The following is a 22973-nucleotide window of genomic DNA, read 5'->3' on the forward strand; positions in this document are numbered from 1 at the left end:
AACCATGAATCTGGCGCGCTTCGATCTCGTCACGCTGGGCCTGTTCGTGGCCGTGGCTCGGCAAGGCAGTATTTCGGCTGGCGCGCGCCAGTCTCATCTGGCAGTGGCTGCAGCCAGCAAGCGGATCTCTGATCTGGAGACCGCGGTTGGCGCGCCGCTGTTCTTTCGCCACGCCGCCGGCGTGCAGCTTACCGAAGCCGGGCAGGCCTGTTTCCACCACGCGCTGACGATCCTGCAGGACGTCGAGCGCATGGCCGGCGTGATGTCCGACTATGCGTCGGGCGTGCGCGGGCAGGTTCGCGTGTGCGCCAACACGTCGGCCATCACGCAGTTTCTGCCCGATGACCTCGCGCAGTTCATGCGCCAGCATCCAACCATCCGCATCGAGCTGGAAGAGCACAACAGCAGCGACATCGTCGCCGCGGTAATGGAAAACCGGGCCGATGTCGGGATCTTTGCCGACCGCACGCCGTGCGCGGGGCTGGTGACTGTCGAGTATCGGCAGGACGAACTCGTCATCATCACGCCGCCGGGACATCCGCTCGCGCAGCACGGTCCGGTGCACTATGCCGACGCACTCGAATACGACTTCGTCAGCCTGCCGCAGGTGACGTCGCTGGCGGCACGGCTGCTCGAGGAAAGCAGCCGGCTTGAGCGTCAGTTCCGCCTGCGCATCCAGGTGCGCAGCTTCGATGCGATGTGCCGCATGGTCATGGCCGGTCTTGGCGTAGGCGTGCTGCCGCGCATCGCGGCCGAGCCGCACGTCAAGTCGATGGGCCTGTCGCTGGTTGGCCTGAAGGACGCCTGGGCGCGCCGTTCGCTGCTGATCGGCATGCGCGACCCGGCAGGCCTGACGGTTTCCGCACGACTGTTGATTACCCACCTCTGCGGCGACCGCGCGCCTTTCTAGGAAACCGTTTCAGACTGATTCTGGCGTCGTTGCGGGGCCTTGCCGTACTACTTGTACTGTCTGCGGCCCCGCGCCTAGCCAGAACCGCTGCGCTTCACTCTGAAACGGTTTCCAAAGCCCAGATTCTTCAGGGTTTTTCCTGATCTTTCGCATTCGAAGAAAGCCCGCTTTCCGGAATGCCGATTCCGCATCACCCCGCTGCTGGGGCACACTCCGTCGAAACTACGCCAACCTACCCCCGCCAGGGTCAGTTCTACGGAGACATTCATGGCGCAACAGATTCTCGACGGCATCCGCGTGCTCGAACTGGGCCAACTGATTGCCGGCCCCTTTGCCGCCAAGACCCTCGCCGATTTCGGCGCACAGGTGGTCAAGGTGGAGCCGCCCGGCCAGGGCGACCCGCTGCGAAAGTGGCGCATGATGCATGAAGACACCTCGGTCTGGTGGGAAGCCCAGTCGCGTAACAAGCAGTCGATCGCCATCGACCTGCGCCAGCCCGAAGGCCAGGCGCTGGTGCGCAAGCTGGCCAGCGAAGCCGATGTGCTGATCGAGAACTTCCGCCCGGGCACGATGGAGAAGTGGGGGCTCGGGTGGGATGTGCTGCACGCCGACAACCCGAAGCTGATCATGGTCCGCGTGTCCGGCTACGGCCAGACCGGCCCGAAGAAGGATGAGCCGGGCTTCGCGGCGGTTGCGGAGGCGATGAGCGGCTTGCGCTACCTGACCGGAGAACCCGGGCGCCCGCCGGTGCGCGCGGGACTGTCGCTCGGCGATACGATCGCCGGCCTGCATGGCGCGCTTGGCGTGCTGCTGGCCCTGTACGAGCGCGACGCGCGCGGTGGGGAAGGGCAGGTCATCGACGTGGCGCTCTACGAGTCGTTGTTCAATCTCAGTGAAAGCCTGCTGCCCGAATACTCGGCGTTCGGCGCCGTGCGCCAGCCGGCCGGCGGGGCGTTGCCCGGTATCGCACCGTCGAATGCATACCTGTGTGGCTGCGGCGAGTACGTGCTGGTCGCCGCGAATGGCGATGCGATCTTCCGTCGCCTGATGGCCGCGATGGGTCGCAATGACCTTGGCGACGATCCTGCGCTGGCACGCAATGATGGCCGCGTACAGCGCGTGGACGAAATCGACGCCGCAATCACGGCCTGGACGAAGACGCAGACCGTGGCCTCCGCACTGGAGGTGCTGCGCGCGGCGGACGTGCCGTCCGGCCGCATCTACACCGTCAAGGACATCGCCGAAGACCCGCACTACCGCGCGCGCGGCGTGATCGAAACCGTGACGTCGGCGAAGGGTTTGCAGGTGGAAGTGCCCGGCATCATGCCGAAGCTCTCGGGCAACCCCGGCGCCATCCATGATCGCGCGCCCACGCTGGGCGAGCATACCGACGCCGTGCTGGCGGATGCCGGCTTCGACACGGCTGCCATTGCCGATCTGCGTGCGCGTGGAGTGATTGCATGAGCGCCCGAACCTATCCGCTGGCTGGTCCGGCGAAGATCGAAATCAACGAGGTGGCGCCGCGTGACGGCCTGCAGATCGAGCCCGTGACGGTACCCACCGAAGGCAAGGTCGCCTTTGTCAACGCGTTGTCGCATTGCGGCTTTGCGCGCATCGAAGCCACGTCGTTCACATCCGCGCGCGCCATTCCCGCGTTGGCAGATGCCGAGGCCGTAATGCATCAGGTCGAACGCGTGCCCGGCGTGCGGCTCACGGTGCTGGTGCCGAACTTGCGCGGCCTGGAACGCGCGTTGTCGTGCCGGCCCGACGAAGTCAACCTGGTGATGTCGTCGAGCGAAACGCACAACCGCGCCAACCTGCGCATGACGCGCGAGCAGTCGCAGGCGCAGTTGCTGGCGATGGTCGCCGAGGCAGGCCGCGCAAACGTGCCCGTGAACGTCTCGTTGTCCACCGTGTTCGGCTGCCCGTTCGAGGGCGACGTCAGCGAAGCCGATGTCATGACGCTCGCGAAGACGTTTGCCGATGCCGGCGCGGCAGGAATCACGCTGTGCGACACCACGGGCATGGCCTATCCGAATCAGGTGGCGGGCGTGTGCGAGGCATTCCGGCGCGCGTTGCCGCAGACCGGCCTGACCATCCATCTGCACAACACGCGCGGCATGGGCCTGGCAAATGCGATTGCCGCATGGCAGACCGGCGTGAGCCGCTTCGATGCCGCAGCAGGCGGCCTGGGTGGATGCCCGTACGCGCCAGGTGCAAGCGGCAACGTCAGCACCGAGGAGCTTGTGCACATGTTTGCTTCGATGGGCGTCGATACCGGCGTCGATCTCGGCGCGCTGCTCGACGTGGTCGGTGGCGTATCGGACCTGGTGCGGCGCGAAGTGCCAAGCCAGCTTCTGCGCGCCGGCCCGCGCCTGCGCACGCACCGGCCGCCTGCGTGGATGGCGGAGTTTTTTGCCAACGTTTGATCGCTTGTATTGACCACCGGTTTTCTCCCCTCTCCCGCAGGGCGGGAGAGGGGAGAAAACCAGAAGAGGTTTTCGAATTTCCCAATAAGACATACGGAGACAACCATGAAACGCACACTGAATACCGTGGGCACGCTGCTGGCCGCCGCTGGTTTGGCCTTATCCGCATCCGCGCAGGGTGGAACGTACCCCGACCACTCGATCATGCTCGTGGTGCCGGCCGCCGCCGGCGGCACCACCGACCTTGCCGCGCGCATGATCTCGGAGCCGCTGTCGAGGGCGCTCGGCCAGTCGGTAGTTGTCGACAACAAGCCGGGCGGCAACGGTACGATCGCCGCGCAGGCCGTGCAACGTGCCAGGCCGGACGGCTACACGCTGCTGGTGCAGTACTCGGGCTATCACGTCATCACGCCGCTGCTGACCAAGGTGTCCTGGGACCCGATCAAGGATTTCGCGCCGGTGGCCAACCTGTTGTCGGCGCCGCAGGTGCTGGTGGTGCGTCCGAGCCTGCCCGTGAAATCGCTCAAGGAACTGGTGGCCTACGCCAAGGCCAACCCGAACAAGCTCAACTACGCGTCGTCCGGTAACGGGTCGCTGCAGCACGTATCCACCGAACTGCTGAACCAGATGGCCGGCATCCAGACCACGCACGTGCCGTACAAGGGCACGGGGCCGGCGATGACCGACCTGCTTGGTGGCAACGTCGACATGACGATCACCACACCGCCGCCGCTGATGGGCCATATCGCGGCGGGCAGGCTGCGTCCGCTGGTGGTCACCAGCAAGACCCGGCTGCCCAGCCTGAAGGACGTGCCTTCCGCACCGGAAGCGGGCTATCCCGACCTCGATGTCTCGTCGTGGTTTGCGATGTACGCGCCGGCGGGCACACCCAAGCCGGTGATTGACCGCCTGACGACCGAGATCGAGAAGATCATGAAGTCGGAAGCGTTCCGCAAAAAGGCCGAGGACCTTGGCGCCGAAGCACGCTACATGAACCCGCAACAGCTCGACCAGTACCAGCGCGCGGAACTGCAGCGCTGGGCCAAGGTGATCAAGTCCGCGGACATCCACGCGGAATGATTGACGGGCAAGCTGCCTGAAAGGGGCGGCGCGTACGATGGTCGCCATGGTTTTATTGGGCGCAGCTTAGGTGTTGATCCCGATGCGGATAGCCGTCGCCTCCGGTAGCATCGCCGCAAGCCGCCTTGCGGCGCGCCGCCCCTAAATCAAGCAAAAATAGAAAAGGCAGGAGAGCAACATGTACAACAAGACTTTCTGGAAACAGTTGCTGATTGCGCTGGCGCTGTTCCTGGCGGGGTGGTTCACCTTCGGCAGCGCGCAGGCGCAGGGCAAGCCGGAGAAGAGCAAGGTCACCATCGCCGTCGGGGGCAAGAACCTGTTCTACTACCTGCCGCTGACGATTGCGGAGCGGCTGGGCTATTTCAAGGACGAAGGTCTCGACGTGGAAATCGTCGACTTCGCCGGCGGCGCCAAGGCGCTGCAGGCCGTGGTGGGCGGCAGTGCCGACGTGGTGTCGGGTGCGTACGAACACACGATCAACCTGCAGGCCAAGGGCCAGCACTATCAGGAATTCGTGCTGCAGGGCCGCGCGCCGCAGATCGTGCTGGTGGTGTCCAACAAGACGATGCCGAACTTCAAGTCGATTGCCGACCTGAAGGGCAAGAAGATCGGCGTGACGGCACCGGGTTCGTCCACCAACATGATGGCGAACTTCGTGCTGGCAAAGGCTGGCCTGAAGCCGTCGGACGTGTCGTTCATCGGCGTGGGCGCCAGCGCGGGTGCCGTGGCGGCAATGCGTTCGGGCCAGATCGACGCGATGGCCAACCTTGATCCCGTGATCTCGATGCTGACCCAGAAGAACGAGGTAAAGATCGCCTCGGACACGCGCACGATCAAGGAGACACAGACCGTGTTCGGCGGCAATATGCCTTCGGGCTGCCTCTACGCCTCGACCAAGTTCATCGAGCAGAACCCGAATACCACGCAGGCGATGACCAATGCCATGGTGCGCGCGCTGAAGTGGCTGCAGAAGGCTGGCCCGTCGGACATCGTCAAGACGGTGCCGGAAAGCTATCTGCTGGGCGACCGCGCGCTGTACCTGGCCGCGTGGGACAAGGTCAAGGAAGCCATCTCGCCGGACGGCGTGATGCCGGCCGATGGTCCGAAGACGGCGCTGAACACGCTGCAGCAGTTCGACCCGGAGCTCAAGGGCAAGACGATCAAGCTCGAGAACACGTTCACGAACACGTTCGTGCAGAAGGCGAACGCCAAGTACAAGTAAGTAACCTGTCCAGCCGGACAGCCCCCTCGTCGCCCGCCGCACGGCAGCCGTGCGGCGGGCGAAAGCTTCTTCGAGTCCTGCCGTCATGAGCACGCCTGCACTTTCCCTCGAAAACGTGACCTGCACCTTCGTCTCGCGCGAAGACCGCTCGCAGCGCTATACCGCCGTGCGCGACGTCACGTTGTCCATCCAGCCCGGAGAGTTTGTCTCCGTGGTGGGGCCCACTGGCTGCGGCAAGTCGACGCTGCTCAATGTTTCGGCCGGCCTGCTGGAACCCTCGACCGGTGACGTGCGCGTGTTTGGCGAACCACTCAAGGGTATCAACGCGCGCGCCGGATACATGTTCCAGGCGGAGGCGCTGATGCCGTGGCGCAGCGCGCTGGACAACGTGATCGCCGGCCTGGAATTCCGTGGCGTGCCGCGTGCCGACGCCGTGAAGCAGGGCGAAGAATGGCTGCGGCGCGTGGGTCTGGGCGGGTTTGGTGATCGCTATCCGCACCAGCTTTCGGGCGGCATGCGCAAGCGCGTGAGCCTGGCGCAGACGCTGGTGATGGACCCGGACATCATCCTGATGGACGAGCCGTTCTCGGCGCTGGATATCCAGACGCGCCAGTTGATGGAGAACGAAGTGCTTGACCTCTGGGCCGCCAAGCGCAAGGCCGTGCTGTTCATCACGCACGATCTCGATGAGGCGATTTCCATGAGCGACCGCGTGGTGGTGCTGTCGGCCGGCCCGGGCACGCACCCGATCGGCGAGTTCGCCATCGACCTGCCGCGCCCGCGCGACGTGGCCGAAATCCGCAACCATCCACGCTTCGTGGAACTGCACGCCGCCATCTGGGACGTGTTGCGCGAAGAGGTGCTCAAGGGCTACGCGCAACAGCGCCAGGTGGCCTGATTTTCCCGACCGGACAAGATCAACGACATGGCTTTTCGTCCCAATTCCAATGGCATGCTGCGGGTCTGGCAGCTTCTGCTGCTCGCGGTGATCCTGATCGTCTGGCATCTGGCCACGCGCTCGGAGCAGGTGGCGTTCTTCTTCGGCGAGCCACTCGTGGTGGCGCAGCGTATCTGGAGCTGGTTTGTCGTCGAGCGCGATATCTACCTGCACCTGGGTGTCACGCTGCTGGAAACCGTGCTGGCCTTCGGCATCGGCACGGTGAGCGGCCTTGGCGTGGGCCTGTGGCTGGCGCTGAGCCCGTTCACGTCAGCGGTGCTCGACCCGTATGTCAAGGCGGCCAACTCGATGCCGCGCGTGATCCTGGCGCCGATCTTCGCGGTCTGGTTTGGCCTGGGCATCTGGTCGAAGGTGGCGCTGGCCGTGACGCTGGTGTTCTTTATCGTCTTCTTCAACGTCTACCAGGGCGTCAAGGAAGTGAGCCCGGTGGTGCTGGCCAACGCGCGGATGCTTGGCGCCAGCAAGCAGCAACTGCTGCGCCACGTGTACCTGCCGAGCGCGACAAGCTGGGTGTTCTCGTCGCTGCATACCTCGGTGGGTCTGGCGTTCGTGGGGGCGGTGGTGGGCGAATACCTGGGGTCGGCGCGCGGCGTGGGCTACCTGATCCTGCAGGCCGAAGGCACTTTCGATATCAATACCGTGTTCGCAGGCATCGTGGTGCTGACCGCGTTTGCACTGGTGCTGGACTGGATGGTGACGGTCGGGGAGAAGCGGCTGATGAGGTGGCAGCCAAAGACCGGCGAAACGGAGAAGCTCTGACGGTCAGATTTTTTCGCGGTTTTCTCCCCTCTCCCGCGTGCGGGAGAGGGGAGAAAACATAGGCAGACCATCAGGGGTTGATCACGATCTTCCCGGTCACCTTGCGCGCTTCCATGTCCTTGAGCGCTTGCGCTGCCTGCTCCAGCGGATACCGTGCCGAGATATGCGGGCGGATCTTGCCTTCCTTCATCCAGCCAAGCATCTGCACCATGTTGGCCTGATTGGCCTTGGGCTCGCGGCGTGCGAAATCGCCCCAGAACACGCCCACCAGCGATGCTCCCTTGAGCAGCGCCAGGTTCAGCGGCATCTTGGGAATCTCGCCATTGGCAAAGCCAACCACAAGGTAGCGCCCGCGCCAGCCAATCGAGCGGAACGCCGGTTCGGCATAGATACCACCCACCGGGTCGTAGATTACGTCCGGGCCCTTGCCGCCGGTCAGCTCCTTGACTCGCTCGCGCAGGTCCTCGGTGCTGTAGTTGATCAGCGCGTCGGCGCCGTGCTCCTTGCAGACTGCAAGCTTTTCAGCGGTGGACGCCGCCGCGATCACGCGCGCGCCGATGGCCTTGCCGATCTCGATTGCCGCTAGGCCCACACCGCCCGCTGCGCCGAGCACCAGCATGGTTTCGCCAGCCTTGAGCTGGCCACGGTCGACTACCGCGTGGTGAGAGGTGCCATAAGTCAGCGTGAACGCCGCCGCCACGTCGAAATCGATACCGGGAGGCATCGGCACCACGGCATTGGCGGGCGCCTTCGCCTGTGACGCAAATGCGCCATTGCCGAGGTAGGCGATAACCTTGTCGCCAGGCTTCACATGCGTCACGCCGGCGCCGACGGCATTGACCACGCCCGCCAGTTCGGATCCGGGCGAGAACGGCAGGGCCGGCTTGGCCTGGTACTTGTTCTGGATGATCAGTACATCGGGGAAGTTGACACCGGCCGCCTTGACGTCGATGACGACCTCGCCATCGCCCGGCACGAGGTCGGGCAGCGTTTCCAGAGTCAGGGAGTCGGGCGGGCCCCAGGCCTTGCACAATACGGCTTTCATCATGTCTCCGTTCTTGATAAGTCATGCGCGAGGGGTCTCACGCGCTGCGGGCAAGTGTAGCCCAGGAAAAGCACGGTCGTTCTGTTCGGAAAATCGCTGCATGTCGTCCATTCGGGCGCCGCATGTCCGGCCGCACGATGACGCTCCCACGCCGCTTTGCTCGGGTACAATCGCGGCCATGCATATCCTCCTTGCCAACGATGACGGTTATCTCGCGCCGGGACTCGCCGTCCTGCACGCTGCGCTCGCCCCCCTGGCGCGCGTGACCGTGATCGCCCCCGAACAGAATCATAGCGGCGCATCGAATTCGCTGACATTGCAGCGGCCGCTATCGGTCTACGAGGCGCGGGAGGGCGTGCAGCAGGGCTTTCGTTACATCAATGGAACGCCCACCGACTGCGTGCACGTGGCCCTGACCGGTCTGCTCGACGATCGCCCCGACCTGGTGGTCTCGGGGATTAATCAGGGACAGAACATGGGCGAGGATGTCCTGTATTCGGGCACGGTGGCGGCGGCAATCGAAGGCTACCTGTTCGGCATTCCGTCGATCGCGTTCTCGCAGGTCGACAAGGGCTGGACACACCTGGACGCGGCCGCGCGGGTGGCCAGGGAGATTGTCGAACACGTGATCGCCCACCCGCCGACCGAGCCGCTGCTGCTCAACGTCAATATTCCGAACCTGCCGTACGAGCACATCCGCGGGAATCGCGCCACCCGGCTCGGGAAGCGGCATCCGTCGCAACCTGTGATCGTGCAGGTCAATCCGCGTGGCGATACCAACTACTGGATCGGTCCGGCCGGCGATGCACGCGATGCGAGCGAGGGCACCGATTTCCACGCGACCGCCAATGGCTACGTCTCGCTGACACCACTGCAGCTTGACCTGACCCATCGCGGTCAGCTCGAAAAAATCGAACAGTGGCTGGGGTAAGCGTGTCATCGCCACGCACCCGTCAGTCGTTCACACCGAATCGCCGCGCATGTCCGCGCGTGCCAGCCTCCCAGTCGTACCTGTCCAAATGAGTTCCACGCCGCGCCGATCCCGCTTTCCACTGCCGCTAGATGCGGTGGTCGAGCGCAAGCCCGCGCCCGCGCGTACCGCCGGCATGCCGGCCGTGGGCAAGCGCGCGGCTGCTCCTGCGGCAGACCCAGTCAAGCCACGCAAGCCTGCAGCACCGCCTGCGCCTCCTCCGCTTCCCGGCAGTGCCGTGGAGGCGCGCGCGTCCGCCGCAACGGCTGGCGGCGGCGGCATGGCGTCGGACCGCGCACGCACGGCACTGGCGGCACGGCTGCGCGCGGGTGGCATACGCGACGAACGGGTGCTGGGCGCCATCGCCACGGTGCCGCGCCACCTGTTCATGGAGCCTGGTCTGGCCTCGCAGGCGTACGAGGATGCGGCGTTGCCCATCGGCCATCAGCAGACGATTTCCAAGCCGTCCGTGGTGGCGCGCATGATCGAGCTGCTGCGCGAAGGACTGCCGCCCGACCAGCCGCTCGAACGCGTGCTGGAAATTGGCACCGGCTGTGGTTATCAGGCGGCCGTGCTGAGCCTGGTGGCCCAGGAAGTGTTCTCCATAGAGCGGATTCGTCCGCTACACGAACAAGCCAAGGCGAACCTGCGGCCGTTGCGCGTGCCAAATATCCGGCTGCACTATGGCGACGGGATGCTCGGCCTGCCACAGGCCGCGCCTTTTTCGTCGATCATCCTCGCCGCCGCGGGCATGGAAGTCCCGCAGGCGTTGCTGGAACAACTTGCCATCGGCGGGCGTCTGATCGCCCCGGTGGTTGCGCCCAGTACCGGTGCGCCGGGGCAGACCGTGACGCAGCAACTGCTGCTGATCGAGCGCCTCAATCGGCATCGGTTTCACAGGACTGCGCTTGAAGCGGTTTTCTTTGTGCCCTTAAAATCGGGCACCATCTGAGTCGATCTATGCACAACATCGTGAATTCGGACTATTTCGCACGAGTCGGACAACGTTTGAGCGTCGTGGCGCTCGCGGCAGTGCTGGCTGCCTGCGCCAACTCCCCCATGCCCGCACCGGTAGTGGACCGCACGTCCACGGCCGGTGGTGCCCAGCAAGCCGCCTCCACCGAGCCGGCGCCTGCCGGATACTATCGGGTCAAGCGAGGTGATACGCTTTACCGTATCGCGCTCGAAAACGGCCAGTCTTACCGTGATGTGGCAACCTGGAACAACATGGTCAACCCGAACCAGATCGAGGTCGGCCAGTTGTTGCGCGTGGTGCCGCCGAGCGCGGACGTGAATGCCGCGCCGGGCGTGGCAACCGTGCCTGTGGCGTCTGGCGCCGTCCAGTCGCAGCCGATCGATTCGGCGCATCCTGTCGGGACGCCCGTAGGTACGTCGTCCGGTACGTCGTCCGGTACGCCGGCGGCCGCCGCAACGGCAGCGGCCGCTGCCACTGCCGCTGCGACCGCGGCTTCGGCGCCGGCGTCCGATATTCGCCTGGCCTGGCCGGCGAACGGTCAACTGGTCTCCAAGTTTGACGACAAGGGCAACAAGGGCATCGACATCGCCGGCAAAAAGGGCGATGCGGTGCTGGCTGCGGACGAGGGTCGTGTGATTCACGTGGGCCCCTTGCGCGGCTACGGGAATCTTGTCATCATCAAACACAATGACACGTACCTGACCGCCTACGGGCACAACGACAAGGTGCTGGTCACAGAGCAATCAACCGTCCGCAAGGGCCAGAAGATTGCCGAAATGGGTAACAGTGATTCTGACAGGGTCAAGCTGCACTTTGAGGTTCGCAAGAACGGAAAACCGGTCGATCCGATGCGGTATCTGCCGCCACAGTGAGGGTTCATGCCACGCCAGAAAACTGTCTCATCCGGAGTTGTCAGCAGGACCCGTCGTCCCAAGCAGCCGGAAGGAAAAGCTGGCTTGGCAAGACATGACGACGGGATCGGTGCCGAGGTATTCGGGCAAGATCCTGCCTCCGAAATGGTGCCCGTCGCCGACGAGCCGATCACACCCGTTTCGCGCGCAGGTTTGCGTAATGCGGACCTGAATGCGGACGAAGCCGATCACGACGACGGCGACGAGGAAGAATCCGAAGAGGATGAGGAGGAGGGCACTACCGAAGCCGCCGCCGAACCCGACGATTTCCGCACCGTATTGCATACGGAACTGGCGGCCGACACCGTCCAGCACTATCTCAATCGCATCAGTATCAAGCCGCTGTTGTCCGCGCCGGAGGAACTGCATTTCTCCACGCTGGCCAAGGGTGGCGATTTCTCCGCGCGCCAGGTGATGATCGAGCGCAATCTGCGTCTCGTGGTCAGCATCGCCAAGGGTTATCTCAACCGGGGCGTGCCGCTGCTCGACCTGATCGAGGAAGGCAACCTGGGCCTGATGCACGCGATCGAGAAATTCGACCCGTCGCGCGGATTCCGATTCTCCACGTATGCCACGTGGTGGATTCGCCAGAGCATCGAGCGGGCGATCATGAACCAGGCGCGCACCGTGCGTTTGCCGGTGCACGTGATTCGCGAGCTCAACCAGGTCCTGCGCGCCAAGCGCCATCTTGAAAAAGGTGGCACAGACGGCCGCGACGCCAGCCTCGAGGACATCGCCCACCTGCTCGGCAAGACGCCGGACGAGGTGCAGGACGTGCTGGCACTCAATGAACATACCACCTCGCTCGACACGCCGTTCGATCTCGATCCGGGCTCAAGCCTGCTCGATTTCCTGTCCGACGAACATAACGCCGCTCCGGATCAGGAAGTGGCGCACCGCGAGCTGGAAAACCTGATGAAACTCTGGCTGGCACGCCTGTCGGAGAAGCATCGCTATGTGGTGGAGCGCCGCTTCGGCCTCAACCACATCGAGCCAGCCACGCTCGAGGAGCTGGCTGAGGAAATGGGTCTCACGCGGGAACGCGTGCGTCAGATCCAGCAGGAAGCGCTCGTCAAGCTCAAACGGCATTTCGCTTCGCAAGGTGTACGCAAGGACGCCGTTCTATGACCCCTGTGCTGGTATTCGACATCGAGACGATTCCCGATGTCGACGGCCTGCGCCGTTTGCATGACCATCCCGCATCGATGAGCGACGCCGAAGTCGCCGAGCATGCGTTTGCCGCCCGCCGGGAAAAGTCCGGCTCCGACTTCCTGCCGCACTATCTGCAACGCGTGGCCGCGATTTCGTGCGTGCTGCGCCGGACGCAGCGCGATGGTTCGGCGGTGTTTCATGTCGGCTCGCTCGGCACGCTCGAGGATGGCGAGGCCACGCTGATCCAGAAGTTCTATGAGCTGATTGCGCGCTACAGCCCGCAGCTCGTATCGTGGAATGGCGGTGGCTTCGACCTGCCCGTGCTGCACTACCGTGGTCTGATCCACGGCGTGGCGGCGCCGCGCTACTGGGAAATGGGCGAGGGCCGCGACGACGATAGCCGTGACTTCAAGTGGAACAATTACATCAGCCGCTATCACATGCGGCACCTGGACCTGATGGACCTGCTGGCGATGTACCAGCCGCGCGCGAGCGCGCCGCTCGATGACCTGGCCAAGCTGTGCGGATTCCCCGGCAAGATGGGGATGGATGGCAGCAAGGTCTGGGAGGCGTTTCAGGCAGGGAAGCTCAACGAGATTCGCGATTACTGCGAAACCGACGTCGTCAACACGTACCTGATGTACTGCCGCTTTCAACTCATGCGCGGCGGCCTGACGCCGCGTGAGTTTGATCTGGAGGTGGCGCTCGTGCAGGAATCGCTGGCCGAACTGCCGGGCGAGCAGTGGATGGAGTATCTGCGCGCGTTCCGCCTGCAGCCGCTGAGCCCCGAGAGCGAAGACGACTGTTGAGTTAAAGGTCCACCGTCAGGTGGATCGGCTGATGGTCCGACGCATCAGTCAAACCGTTGACCTCGCACCGCCGCACCTTCCCGACCAGATCGTCGCTGACCAGCATGAAGTCGCATGCAAACGGCGGCTCGGGCCACTGCTGCTTGTCGTAAAGCGCGCAGGTAGGGGCGTGTGGCTGCCCCGGATGCATATGGATCCAGGCATCCCGCCAGTCGGGGGTGCCGTCGCCATAGGGTTCCAGCATGCGCCGATAGGCGAAGTCATCTGGCCGGCTGTTGAAGTCACCGCACAGGATTGCTTCGCTTGGCCGCGGCTCGGGTGTGAACGGGCCGGGTTTGCTTTCCGATCGCCCGGGGTGGCGTGCGTGCCCGCACGCCTGCGCATGCCAGTCGCGCAGGGCCTCGGCCTGGGCGGCGCGTTGCGATGTCGAGTAGTACTCCAGGTGCGTGCAAATGATGCGCAGCGGCCGCGTGCCGGTCTGCACCGTCACTTCCAGCGCCACGCGGGGCATCGATGCCACGTCGGGGTCCGCCGGCCACGGCAGGGCATGGCGGAAGATCTCGCGTACTGGCAGGCGCGTGGCCACGACGTTGCCAAACTGGCGAGGGCTGCCGTCGCGGTGCGTGCGGTCGACGCCCGGGGCAAAAATCACCCGATATTCCGGCAGTAGCGTGGCCAGTTCAGCGACCTGATCGGTTTGCGGCTGCCCGGCCAGGTCGGAGAAGCCGCGTGTGACTTCCTGCAGGCACAGCACATCGGCATCGGCCATCCCGCGCAGGGTGTTGATGGTGCGAGCCAGGTCGACCTTGCCGCCGGCGCCCCGGCCCCACTGGATGTTCCAGGAAATCAGTTCCATTGCTCGCCTCTTCGCCCGGCTTTTCCATGACGGCGCTGTGACTGGACTACAATCGCGCTTCTGCAAAACAATACGTCAGGTCTCACTGGTGTCTCAAGCCGTGTCTACCCAGCCCACTCAAGCGGGCAGCCCAGGTGTGGTGCCCACTGCTCCCGCCGCTTCCACCGACCCCGTCGTCAAGATCGACAGCCTCGACATGGAGGCGCGTGGCGTTGGCCGTCTGGAAAACGAGGATGGCACGCCCGGCAAGGTGATCTTTGTCGAAGGCGCGTTGCCCGGCGAAACCGTCTCCTATCGCAGCTTTCGCCGCAAGCCAAGCTACGAACAGGCTCACCTCGTCGAGGTGAAGCAGGAGTCGGTGATGCGCGTGCAACCCGGTTGCCAGCATTTTGGCGTCTGCGGCGGCTGCTCGATGCAGCACCTCGATTCGCGTGCGCAGTTGGCCATCAAGCAGCGTGTGCTCGAAGACAATCTCTGGCATCTGTCGAAGGTGAAGCCCGACGTCGTGTTCCGCCCGATCGCCGGGCCGGATTGGGGTTACCGCTACCGTGCCCGCCTGACCGTGCGGTACGTGGCCAAGAAGGGCGGGGTGCTGGTAGGTTTCCATGAGCGCAAGAGCAGCTACGTGGCGGACATGACGCGCTGCGAGATCCTGCCGCCACATGTGTCGGCGATGCTGGTGCCGCTGCGGGAGCTGGTGACGGGCCTGTCGATCCGCGACCGCATGCCCCAGATCGAACTGGCCGTCGGCGCAGAGGTAACTGCACTTGTGCTGCGTATCCTCGAGCCTCTCACCGATGCTGACAAGGATCTGCTGCGTGCCTTTGCCGATCAGCACCATGTGCAATTCTGGTTGCAGCCGAAGGGGCCCGATACGGTCTATGCGTTTTACCCGGCCGACCAGGAACTGGCATATACGCTGCCCGAGTTCGGTATCCGCATGCCGTTCAAGCCGACGGACTTCACGCAGGTCAATCACCAGATCAACCGCGTGCTGATTGGGCGCGCGCTGCGTCTGCTCGATGCGCAACCGACTGACCGCCTGCTCGACCTGTTCTGCGGTATTGGCAACTTCACGCTGCCGCTGGCTACGCAAGGGGCTTCGGTGACCGGTATCGAAGGCAGCGACGCACTGACCACGCGAGCGCTGGCCAATGCCGAGTACAACGGGCTGGCCGGCAAGACGTCGTTTGCATGCCGCAACCTGTTCGAAGTGACCGCTGAGGATATCGCCGCGCTGGGCCGATTCGATCGCTGGCTGGTCGATCCGCCGCGCGAGGGCGCGCTGGCTGTCTGCAAGGCGCTGGGTGAACTGAACCAGGCCGGGAGCGACGTGCTGCCGAAGCGCATCGTCTATGTGTCCTGCAGCCCGGCGACGCTCGCGCGCGATGCCGGTCTGCTGGTGCATGAGGCCGGCTACCGTATGGCTGGAGCCGGCGTGGTCAACATGTTCCCGCATACGTCGCACGTGGAGTCGATCGCCGTGTTCGAGCGCGATTGAAGCAGCGCCGCATGCGCATGAAAAAAGCCGCCCGAGGGCGGCTTTTTTCTTTGGTTGGGGCAGCGCTCGAGACGCTACGGAACCCCTTGGCTAACGTCTATCAGTCGCGGCTGCCGCCTGCAATGCCCAGCAGGGCCAGCAGGTTCACGAACACGTTGTAGACGTCCAGGTAGATCGCCAGCGTGGCCGTGACATAGTTGGTTTCACCACCGTTCACAACGCGCTGAACGTCGATCAGGATGAACACCGAGAAAATGCCGATGGCGATCACCGACAGCGTGATCATCAGCGCCGGCAGTTGCAGCCAGATATTGGCCAGGCTGGCCAGGATCAGCAGGACCACGCCAACGAACAGGAACTTGGCCAGGCCGGAGAAATCGCGCTTGCTGACGCTGGCAATGGTGGCCATTACGCCAAACACCGCGGCGGTGCCGCCGAATGCGTACATGATCAGCGCGGGTCCGTTCGAGAACGACAGCGTGAAGCTGAGGATGCGCGCGAGCATCAGGCCCATGAAGAACGTGAAGGCCAGCAGCAGGACCACACCCATGCCGCTGTTCTTGGTCTTCTCGATGGCAAACATGAAGCCGAAGGCAACGGCGAGGAACAGCACCGCCGACATCATCGGGCTACCCGCGATCAAGGTCGTGAAGCCAGTGACCACGCCGATCCACGCGCCGATCACGGTCGGGATCATCGAAATGGCCAGCAGCCAGTAAGTATTGCGAAGGACCCGGTTGCGGACAGCCACATCGGTGGCGTTCGCAGCACTATTGCCGAAACCGTAGGTGTTCAGCTTATTGTTCATGGTGACTCCTGTCATCAGTATCGGTGAGACGCCGGGGCAACCCGGCAGGCACAGCGCCAATGTGGCATCGCGCCCGCGGATTTGCAAGGGGGCTTTGTATTAACAATATCCCTGTGCAATGGTTGTTCTCCGAAAACGCAAACATTTGACGGGGTTTCGGGAGTTCTGTTCCCGTGGCCTTCGTGCAAATGTAGCTTATAAGGCATTTTACCTATCCAAAACAGGCGTGCCGACTGCTTGGAGGATGGCATTGGGGTGCAGGCTCGAAACCGTCATGCGGTCGTGCTAGAATTGCACGTTTAATCCATTTGTAACCCCTTCATTTTTCGGAGTTTTTCATGGCGATCGAACGCACCCTGTCGATTATCAAGCCGGATGCCGTGGCCAAGAACGTTATCGGCCAGATCTACGCCCGTTTCGAGGCCGCTGGCCTGAAAGTCGTTGCCGCCAAGATGGTTCACCTGTCGCGCGGTGAAGCCGAGCAATTCTACGCCGTGCACGCTGCCCGCCCGTTCTTCAAGGACCTGGTGGACTTCATGGTTTCGGGCCCGGTCATGATCCAGGCACTGGAAGGTGAAAACGCCATTGCCAAGAACCGCGACCTGATGGGCGCCACCGACCCGAAGAAGGCTGAAAAGGGCACGATCCGCGCCGATTTCGCCGACAGCATCGACGCCAACGCCGTCCATGGTTCGGACGCTTCGGAAACGGCTGCCGTGGAAATTGCCTTCTTCTTCCCGGGTATGAACGTTTACAGCCGCTGATTGTCTCTGACATCACGACTGAACCTGTAGTCAAGCTGGAACTGCCGTCATGAATGATCTCGTCAACCTGCTCGACCTCGATGCGGACGCGCTCACCGCTTATTGCGGCGAGCTCGGCGAGAAGCCGTTCCGTGCGCGGCAGCTGCAACGCTGGATCCACCAGTTCGGTGCCAGCCGCTTCGACGCCATGTCGGATCTCGCCAAGTCGCTGCGCGAAAAGCTTGCGACGCGTGCCGAGATCCGCGCGCCTTCCGTCATTACCGACAACATTTCGTCGGACGGCACGCGCAAATGGCTGATCGATGTCGGCGCCGGTAACGCGGTGGAGACGGTGTACATCCCCGAGGACACGCGCGGTACGCTGTGCGTGTCGTCGCAGGCGGGGTGCGCCGTCAATTGCCGTTTCTGTTCGACCGGCAAGCAGGGTTTCTCCCGCAATCTCTCGACCGGCGAAATCATCGGCCAGCTCTGGATGGCTGAATTCGCAATGCGCGCCCAGCTGGGCCGGGGCCCCAAGGACGAGCGCGTCATCTCCAACGTGGTGATGATGGGCATGGGCGAGCCGCTGCTCAACTACGACGCGGTCGTGCCGGCGATGCGGCTGATGCTCGACGACAACGCGTACGGCCTGTCGCGCCGGCGCGTGACGCTGTCCACGTCCGGCGTGGTGCCGATGATGGACCGTTTGTCGAAGGACCTGCCCGTGGCACTGGCCGTATCGCTGCACGCGTCGAACGATGCGCTGCGCGACGTGCTGGTACCGCTCAATCGCAAGTATCCGCTGGCCGAACTGATGGCGGCGTGCCGCCGCTACCTGGCATTCGCGCCGCGCGATTTCATTACTTTCGAATACTGCATGCTCGACGGCGTCAATGACACCGTCGAACACGCGCGGGAACTGCTGAAGCTTGTGGCCGACGTGCCGTGCAAGTTCAACCTTATCCCGTTCAACCCGTTCCCGGAATCCGGGCTGAAGCGCTCGAACAACGAGCAGATCCGCCGCTTCGCCCAGGTGCTGATGGATGCGGGTATCGTCACGACGATCCGCAAGACCCGCGGCGACGACATCGACGCCGCATGCGGCCAGCTTGCTGGCGAGGTCATGGATCGTACCCGTCTGTCCGAACGCGGCAAGTTCGGCAAGATCACGCCACTGGTGCCGGTGGTTGAGGCCGGCACCTCTCGAGAGGCCCGTCCTGCATGACCCGTCTGATTGTTGCTGCCCTGTTCGGGCTGATGCTGTCTGCCTGTTCGTTGCCGCCTGCACCTGCGCAGGACATCCAGACCGCTTCCGATCAGACTTCTGCCAACAAGCGCGCCACTATCCGGCTGCGGCTGGCCACACAGTATCTGGAGGCCCGTCAGTATCCGGTAGCGCTTGACGAGGTCAAGCAGGCCATCAATATCGATCCGACGCTGGTTGATGGCTATCACGTCCGTGCGCTGATCTACATGGGCATGAACGAGAATGCCCTGGCTGAAGACAGCTTCCGCACCGCGCTGAGCATGCGCGAGAACGACCCGGACGTGCTGAACAACTACGGCTGGTTCCTTTGTCAGAACCATCGCTACGCGGAGGCGAAGGCAACGCTGCAGCGCGCGGTGCAGGCGCCGTCGGTCAACGGGCCGGTGAGGCCGCTGACGAACCTTGGTGCCTGCGAGATGCGCAATGGCGACCTGGCGTCGGCTGAGAAGAATCTACAGACGGCCTACGGTTATGACCGCAACGATCCGGCCGTTCTGACCAACCTCGCGCAACTGAGCTTCCAGCGCGGGAACATGGCTCAGGCCAAACAGTATGTCGACCGCGTCAACGGCAGTCGCTTCGTCAGCGCGCAATCCCTCTGGCTGGGTGCGCGCATTGCCCGTCGTCAGGGCGACGCCGATACGCAAAACGCACTCACGGCGCAACTGCGCAGCCGGTTCCCGGACTCGCGCGAGCTGACCGCATACGAGAGAGGAGCTTGGGATGAGTGAACAAGAGCGCGCCGGTAGCCAGGCCGCAGCGACGGAACACGTCGGCGGTGGCGCGACAGACTCCGAACGCGAGGCCGTGGCCCGCGAAATCGGGGCGCAACTGAAAGAAGCCCGCGAGGCCCAGCGGCTGTCGCTGGAAGATGTCAGCGCGCGGCTGAAAGTGGCATCGTCAAAGCTCGTCGCGATCGAGTCCGGCAATGTGTCGAGCCTGCCCGACGTGACGTTTGCCAAGGGCGTGATGCGCGCCTATGCACGCGCGCTGCAGGTCGATATCGACGGGTTGCTGGGCCGCTATCACGCGCAGGCCCAGGCCGCGCCGGTGACAGGGATCACGCGCCGGAACGAAGGTGCGCTCAACCAGGCCTTCGACGATCGCAACCGCTTTGGCACGAAGGGTGTCGGTGGTGCTGGCGGACGGTGGCTATGGCTGGTCTGCGTGCTGGCACTGATTGGCGTTGGCGGCTACTTCGGCTTCGATCACGCCAAGGCCTGGCTGGAGACTCACAGCAAGAAGGCTGCAGAAGCGCCGGCACCGGCCGTGGAAGAGCGGGCCACTGAGCAGAGCAATAATGACGGCACGGTGAGCGCAACGCTGCCGCCGGTGATGACGGGCAACGATTCGCCCGCGCCTTCGGAGGCGGCACCGGCATCGGCAGCGCCCGCGGTGCCTGCGGCACCGGCAGCGTCGGCAGCATCGGCCGCACCTGCGGCCCAAGCCACACCGGCACCTGCCGTGGCAAAGAAGCCGGACCCGGCGACCACTTCGAGCGGAATGCCGCTGGCAACCGGTGGTGCGCTGACCTCATCCGAAGCGGCGTCCGCACCTGCTGTCGTGGCTGTCGCAACACCGGCCGTAATACCGGTCGCTACGGCGCCAGCCGCGCCGACAGGCGCCGGTGCAGTGCAGATCCGCTTCTCGGCCGATACCTGGTATGAAGTCCGCGATCGATCCGGCAAGGTCATCCTGGGCGGAACGGCCAAGGCTGGCGATGCCGTGTCGGGCGGCGGCGCGGGTGCTCCCTTCAAGGTCATCCTTGGCAATGTAAAGGGCGTGGAATCGCTGACGCACAATGGTGCGATGGTGAACCTCCAGTCGGCCAACCGGAACAACGTGGCGCGCCTGACCCTGCAGTAATTGACGGGTGGCGCGGCCAGCCATGCAACAAGGTGGTAACGCAATGAACCAGAACGCTTTCCAGCCCGTTATTCCGGGCCCGCTGCCGCGCCGTGTGTCGCGTCAGGCCAGCGTCGTGTGGGGTGACAACATTGTCACGATCGGCGGAGGCGCGCCCGTGCGCGTGCAGTCGATGACGAATACCGATACCGTCGATGCCATTGGCACCGCCATCCAGATCAAGGAACTGGCGCGCGCAGGCTCGGAGATCGTTCGCATCACCGTGAACACGCCGGAAGCCGCTGCGGCAGTTCCGGCGATCCGCGAGCAGTTGGACCGCATGGGCGTGAACGTGCCGCTGGTGGGTGATTTCCACTACAACGGCCATACGCTGCTGCACGATTTTCCCGAGTGTGCGCAGGCGCTCTCGAAGTACCGGATCAATCCGGGCAACGTGGGCAAGGGCGCAAAGCGCGACAAGCAGTTCGCCGAGATGATCGAAATGGCGTGCCGCTACAACAAGCCGGTGCGCATTGGCGTGAACTGGGGCAGTCTCGACCAGGACCTGCTCGCGCGCATCATGGACGAAAACGCCCAGCGCGCCGAGCCGTGGCCCGCGCAGAGCGTGATGGTCGAAGCGTTGATCACGTCGGCAATCGAATCGGCGCAGAAGGCCGAGGAAATCGGCCTGCCGGGCAGCCAGATCATCCTGTCGTGCAAGGTTTCGCAGGTGCAGGAACTGATTGCGGTGTACCGCGAACTGGCTCGCCGTTGCGACTACGCGCTGCACCTGGGCCTGACCGAAGCCGGCATGGGCAGCAAGGGCATCGTGGCATCGACGGCTGCGCTGTCGGTGCTGCTGCAGGAAGGCATCGGCGACACGATCCGCATCTCGCTGACGCCGGAACCGGGCGCGCCGCGCGAGAAGGAAGTCTACGTTGGCCAGGAAATCCTGCAGACGATGGGCCTGCGCAACTTCACGCCGATGGTCATCGCCTGCCCAGGCTGCGGCCGCACCACGAGCACGACGTTCCAGGAACTGGCGGCGAGCATCCAGTCATACCTGCGCGAGCAGATGCCAGTCTGGAAGACAGAGTACCCCGGCGTGGAAGAGATGGATGTGGCCGTGATGGGCTGCATCGTCAATGGTCCGGGCGAAAGCAAGCATGCCAACATTGGCATTTCGCTGCCGGGTTCGGGCGAATCGCCGGCCGCGCCTGTGTTTGTCGATGGCGTCAAGGTGAAGACCCTGCGCGGCGAGAATATCGCCCAGGAATTCCAGGCGATCGTTGACGAGTACGTTCGCACGCACTACGGGCCGGGCGCAAAACAGGCAAAAGAGGAAGCGGTAGCCTGATACACGGGCGTTATCGCAAAAACGATCAAGACATGAGCGAAGAGAAGACGAAGGCCGTCAAGGCACTGCAGGGCGTGAAGGGCATGAACGACATGCTGCCCACTGACGCCCCGCTGTGGGATATGTTCGAGAGCGCCGCGCGCAGCATGCTGCGGGCCTATGGCTACCAGCAAATCCGCACGCCGATCGTCGAGCATACCCAGCTGTTCGTGCGTGGCATCGGCGAAGTCACTGACATCGTCGAGAAGGAAATGTATTCCTTCACCGATTCACTGAACGGCGAGAACCTGACGCTGCGTCCGGAAGGCACCGCTGCGGCCGTGCGTTCCACGATCGAACACAACCTGCTGTACGACGGCCCCAAGCGCCTCTGGTACACGGGCCCGATGTTCCGCCACGAGCGTCCGCAGCGCGGCCGCTATCGCCAGTTCCATCAGCTTGGCGCCGAAGCACTTGGCTTTGCCGGCCCGGATGTCGATGCGGAAATCATCCTGATGTGCCAGCGGCTGTGGGACGATCTCGGGCTGGTCGGTGTCCGCCTCGAGCTGAATTCGCTGGGTCAGGCAGAAGAGCGCGCCGCGCACCGTGAGCAGCTCATCAAGTATCTGGAAGGCTTCCAGGACATCCTTGACGAGGACAGCAAGCGACGGCTGTACACGAATCCGCTGCGCGTGCTCGACACGAAGAACCCGGCGCTGCAGGAAATGGCCGCCAATGCGCCCAAGCTGATCGACTTCCTCGGTGAGGAATCGCTGGCGCACTTCGAAGGTGTTCAGAGGATCCTGCGCGCCAACAATATTCCGTACAAGATCAACCCGCGTCTGGTGCGCGGCCTGGACTACTACAACCTGACCGTGTTCGAGTGGATCACGGACAAGCTGGGCGCGCAGGGCACCATCGCCGGTGGCGGCCGCTACGACCCGCTGATCCAGCAGATGGGCGGCAAGCCTGCTCCGGCGTGTGGCTGGGCAATGGGCATCGAGCGGATTATCGAACTGATCCGGGAAGAAAACCTGGTGCCCGAAACGCAGGGCTGCGACGTCTATATGGTCCATCAGGGCGAACTCGCAAGCGAGCAGTCGATGATTGCCGCGGAGCGTCTGCGAGACGCTGGCCTGGACGTGGTGCTGCATGCCACGCCGGATGGCAAGAGCGGAAGCTTCAAGTCGCAGATGAAGCGGGCCGACGCAAGTGGCGCATCCTTTGCCGTTATCATTGGCGACGATGAAATCACCGCCGGCACGGTGCAGGTCAAGCAACTGCGTGGCGGCAATGCCGGGGAAGGCGGGCCGCAGGCCAGTGTGCCGGCCGAGCAGGTCGTCGAATTCATCATCGACGCGATGGTCGATGAGATCGAAGGCGACGAGCAATAATC

The 22973-nt window shown here is 63.8% G+C and carries 22 protein-coding genes; 19 read left to right on the plus strand and 3 right to left on the minus strand.

Features of this window, described 5'->3' with window-relative positions:
* The first annotated feature begins 4 nt into the window (after positions 1 to 4).
* The 7 genes from B552_RS0106795 (at position 5) to B552_RS0106825 (ending at position 7358) form a co-directional block, all read left to right on the plus strand.
* Positions 5 to 910, plus strand: a complete 906-nt coding sequence (locus B552_RS0106795) for a LysR family transcriptional regulator (protein WP_019448249.1) — start codon at positions 5 to 7, stop codon at positions 908 to 910.
* 267 nt (positions 911 to 1177) lie between these two features.
* Positions 1178 to 2374 carry a CaiB/BaiF CoA-transferase family protein gene (locus tag B552_RS0106800; protein WP_019448250.1) on the plus strand — a complete coding sequence of 399 codons (1197 nt, stop codon included), beginning with the start codon at positions 1178 to 1180 and terminating at the stop codon, positions 2372 to 2374.
* Positions 2371 to 3339 carry a hydroxymethylglutaryl-CoA lyase gene (locus tag B552_RS0106805; protein ID WP_019448251.1) on the plus strand — a complete coding sequence of 323 codons (969 nt, stop codon included), beginning with the start codon at positions 2371 to 2373 and terminating at the stop codon, positions 3337 to 3339. The genes B552_RS0106800 and B552_RS0106805 overlap by 4 nt, the downstream gene beginning before the upstream one ends.
* 105 nt (positions 3340 to 3444) lie before the next feature.
* The gene (locus B552_RS0106810; protein WP_019448252.1) at positions 3445 to 4419 is read left to right on the plus strand and encodes a tripartite tricarboxylate transporter substrate binding protein; all 975 of its coding nucleotides are present in this window, start codon (positions 3445 to 3447) and stop codon (positions 4417 to 4419) included.
* Positions 4420 to 4597: 178 nt separating this feature from the next.
* Entirely contained in the window at positions 4598 to 5641 is a 1044-nt protein-coding gene (locus tag B552_RS0106815; protein WP_019448253.1) for an ABC transporter substrate-binding protein, read from the plus strand.
* Positions 5642 to 5726: 85 nt separating this feature from the next.
* On the plus strand, positions 5727 to 6539 hold the full coding sequence (locus B552_RS0106820; RefSeq protein ID WP_019448254.1) for an ABC transporter ATP-binding protein: 813 nt from the start codon (positions 5727 to 5729) through the stop codon (positions 6537 to 6539).
* 27 nt (positions 6540 to 6566) lie between these two features.
* Positions 6567 to 7358, plus strand: coding sequence for an ABC transporter permease (locus B552_RS0106825; protein ID WP_026035398.1), 792 nt, complete (start codon positions 6567 to 6569; stop codon positions 7356 to 7358).
* A gap of 70 nt (positions 7359 to 7428) precedes the next feature.
* Here the strand turns inward: B552_RS0106825 and B552_RS0106830 are convergent, their stop codons facing one another.
* On the minus strand, positions 7429 to 8403 hold the full coding sequence (locus B552_RS0106830; protein WP_019448256.1) for an NADPH:quinone oxidoreductase family protein: 975 nt from the start codon (positions 8401 to 8403) through the stop codon (positions 7429 to 7431).
* Positions 8404 to 8581: 178 nt separating this feature from the next.
* Here B552_RS0106830 and surE point away from each other — a divergent pair, with 178 nt between their 5' ends.
* The 5 genes from surE to B552_RS0106855 all read left to right on the plus strand — a co-directional run bounded on the left by surE (position 8582) and on the right by B552_RS0106855 (position 13221).
* Positions 8582 to 9334, plus strand: a complete 753-nt coding sequence (gene surE, locus B552_RS0106835) for a 5'/3'-nucleotidase SurE (RefSeq protein ID WP_026035399.1) — start codon at positions 8582 to 8584, stop codon at positions 9332 to 9334.
* Between the two features lie 88 nt (positions 9335 to 9422).
* The gene (locus tag B552_RS0106840) at positions 9423 to 10325 is read left to right on the plus strand and encodes a protein-L-isoaspartate(D-aspartate) O-methyltransferase (protein WP_019448258.1); all 903 of its coding nucleotides are present in this window, start codon (positions 9423 to 9425) and stop codon (positions 10323 to 10325) included.
* Between the two features lie 8 nt (positions 10326 to 10333).
* Positions 10334 to 11221, plus strand: coding sequence for a peptidoglycan DD-metalloendopeptidase family protein (locus tag B552_RS0106845; RefSeq protein ID WP_019448259.1), 888 nt, complete (start codon positions 10334 to 10336; stop codon positions 11219 to 11221).
* A 6-nt stretch (positions 11222 to 11227) separates the two neighbouring features.
* Positions 11228 to 12388: an RNA polymerase sigma factor RpoS gene (rpoS, locus tag B552_RS0106850; RefSeq protein ID WP_026035400.1), complete on the plus strand. Its 1161-nt coding sequence runs from the start codon at positions 11228 to 11230 to the stop codon at positions 12386 to 12388.
* The gene (locus B552_RS0106855) at positions 12385 to 13221 is read left to right on the plus strand and encodes a 3'-5' exonuclease (RefSeq protein WP_019448261.1); all 837 of its coding nucleotides are present in this window, start codon (positions 12385 to 12387) and stop codon (positions 13219 to 13221) included. The genes rpoS and B552_RS0106855 overlap by 4 nt, the downstream gene beginning before the upstream one ends.
* Position 13222: 1 nt before the next feature.
* Here the strand turns inward: B552_RS0106855 and B552_RS0106860 are convergent, their stop codons facing one another.
* Positions 13223 to 14077, minus strand: a complete 855-nt coding sequence (locus tag B552_RS0106860) for an endonuclease/exonuclease/phosphatase family protein (RefSeq protein ID WP_019448262.1) — start codon at positions 14075 to 14077, stop codon at positions 13223 to 13225.
* A gap of 100 nt (positions 14078 to 14177) precedes the next feature.
* Between B552_RS0106860 and rlmD the strand changes: the two genes are divergently transcribed.
* On the plus strand, positions 14178 to 15578 hold the full coding sequence (rlmD, locus tag B552_RS0106865) for a 23S rRNA (uracil(1939)-C(5))-methyltransferase RlmD (RefSeq protein WP_280949271.1): 1401 nt from the start codon (positions 14178 to 14180) through the stop codon (positions 15576 to 15578).
* Positions 15579 to 15678: 100 nt separating this feature from the next.
* On the opposite strand, the gene B552_RS0106870 is transcribed toward rlmD, so the two are convergent.
* Positions 15679 to 16386, minus strand: a complete 708-nt coding sequence (locus tag B552_RS0106870) for a Bax inhibitor-1/YccA family protein (protein WP_019448264.1) — start codon at positions 16384 to 16386, stop codon at positions 15679 to 15681.
* A gap of 338 nt (positions 16387 to 16724) precedes the next feature.
* Here B552_RS0106870 and ndk point away from each other — a divergent pair, with 338 nt between their 5' ends.
* Genes ndk through hisS form a run of 6 tightly spaced genes read left to right on the plus strand, consistent with a single transcriptional unit; the run spans position 16725 to position 22971 of the window.
* Positions 16725 to 17150 carry a nucleoside-diphosphate kinase gene (gene ndk, locus B552_RS0106875; RefSeq protein ID WP_019448265.1) on the plus strand — a complete coding sequence of 142 codons (426 nt, stop codon included), beginning with the start codon at positions 16725 to 16727 and terminating at the stop codon, positions 17148 to 17150.
* A 49-nt stretch (positions 17151 to 17199) separates the two neighbouring features.
* A complete protein-coding gene (rlmN, locus tag B552_RS0106880) occupies positions 17200 to 18354 on the plus strand; it encodes a 23S rRNA (adenine(2503)-C(2))-methyltransferase RlmN (RefSeq protein WP_019448266.1) in 1155 nt (384 codons plus the stop codon).
* A complete protein-coding gene (pilW, locus tag B552_RS0106885; RefSeq protein WP_019448267.1) occupies positions 18351 to 19127 on the plus strand; it encodes a type IV pilus biogenesis/stability protein PilW in 777 nt (258 codons plus the stop codon). The genes rlmN and pilW overlap by 4 nt, the downstream gene beginning before the upstream one ends.
* Positions 19120 to 20262 (plus strand): RodZ domain-containing protein, encoded by a 1143-nt coding sequence (locus B552_RS0106890; RefSeq protein ID WP_019448268.1) that lies wholly within the window; start codon positions 19120 to 19122, stop codon positions 20260 to 20262. Before pilW ends, B552_RS0106890 begins: the two co-directional genes overlap by 8 nt.
* Before the next feature lie 43 nt (positions 20263 to 20305).
* Positions 20306 to 21598, plus strand: coding sequence for a flavodoxin-dependent (E)-4-hydroxy-3-methylbut-2-enyl-diphosphate synthase (ispG, locus tag B552_RS0106895; RefSeq protein WP_019448269.1), 1293 nt, complete (start codon positions 20306 to 20308; stop codon positions 21596 to 21598).
* A gap of 32 nt (positions 21599 to 21630) precedes the next feature.
* Positions 21631 to 22971 (plus strand): histidine--tRNA ligase, encoded by a 1341-nt coding sequence (gene hisS, locus B552_RS0106900; RefSeq protein ID WP_019448270.1) that lies wholly within the window; start codon positions 21631 to 21633, stop codon positions 22969 to 22971.
* The last annotated feature ends 2 nt before the right edge of the window (positions 22972 to 22973 follow it).

Origin of the sequence: Cupriavidus sp. BIS7 (assembly GCF_000292345.1) — a bacterium.
Lineage (GTDB): Bacteria > Pseudomonadota > Gammaproteobacteria > Burkholderiales > Burkholderiaceae > Cupriavidus.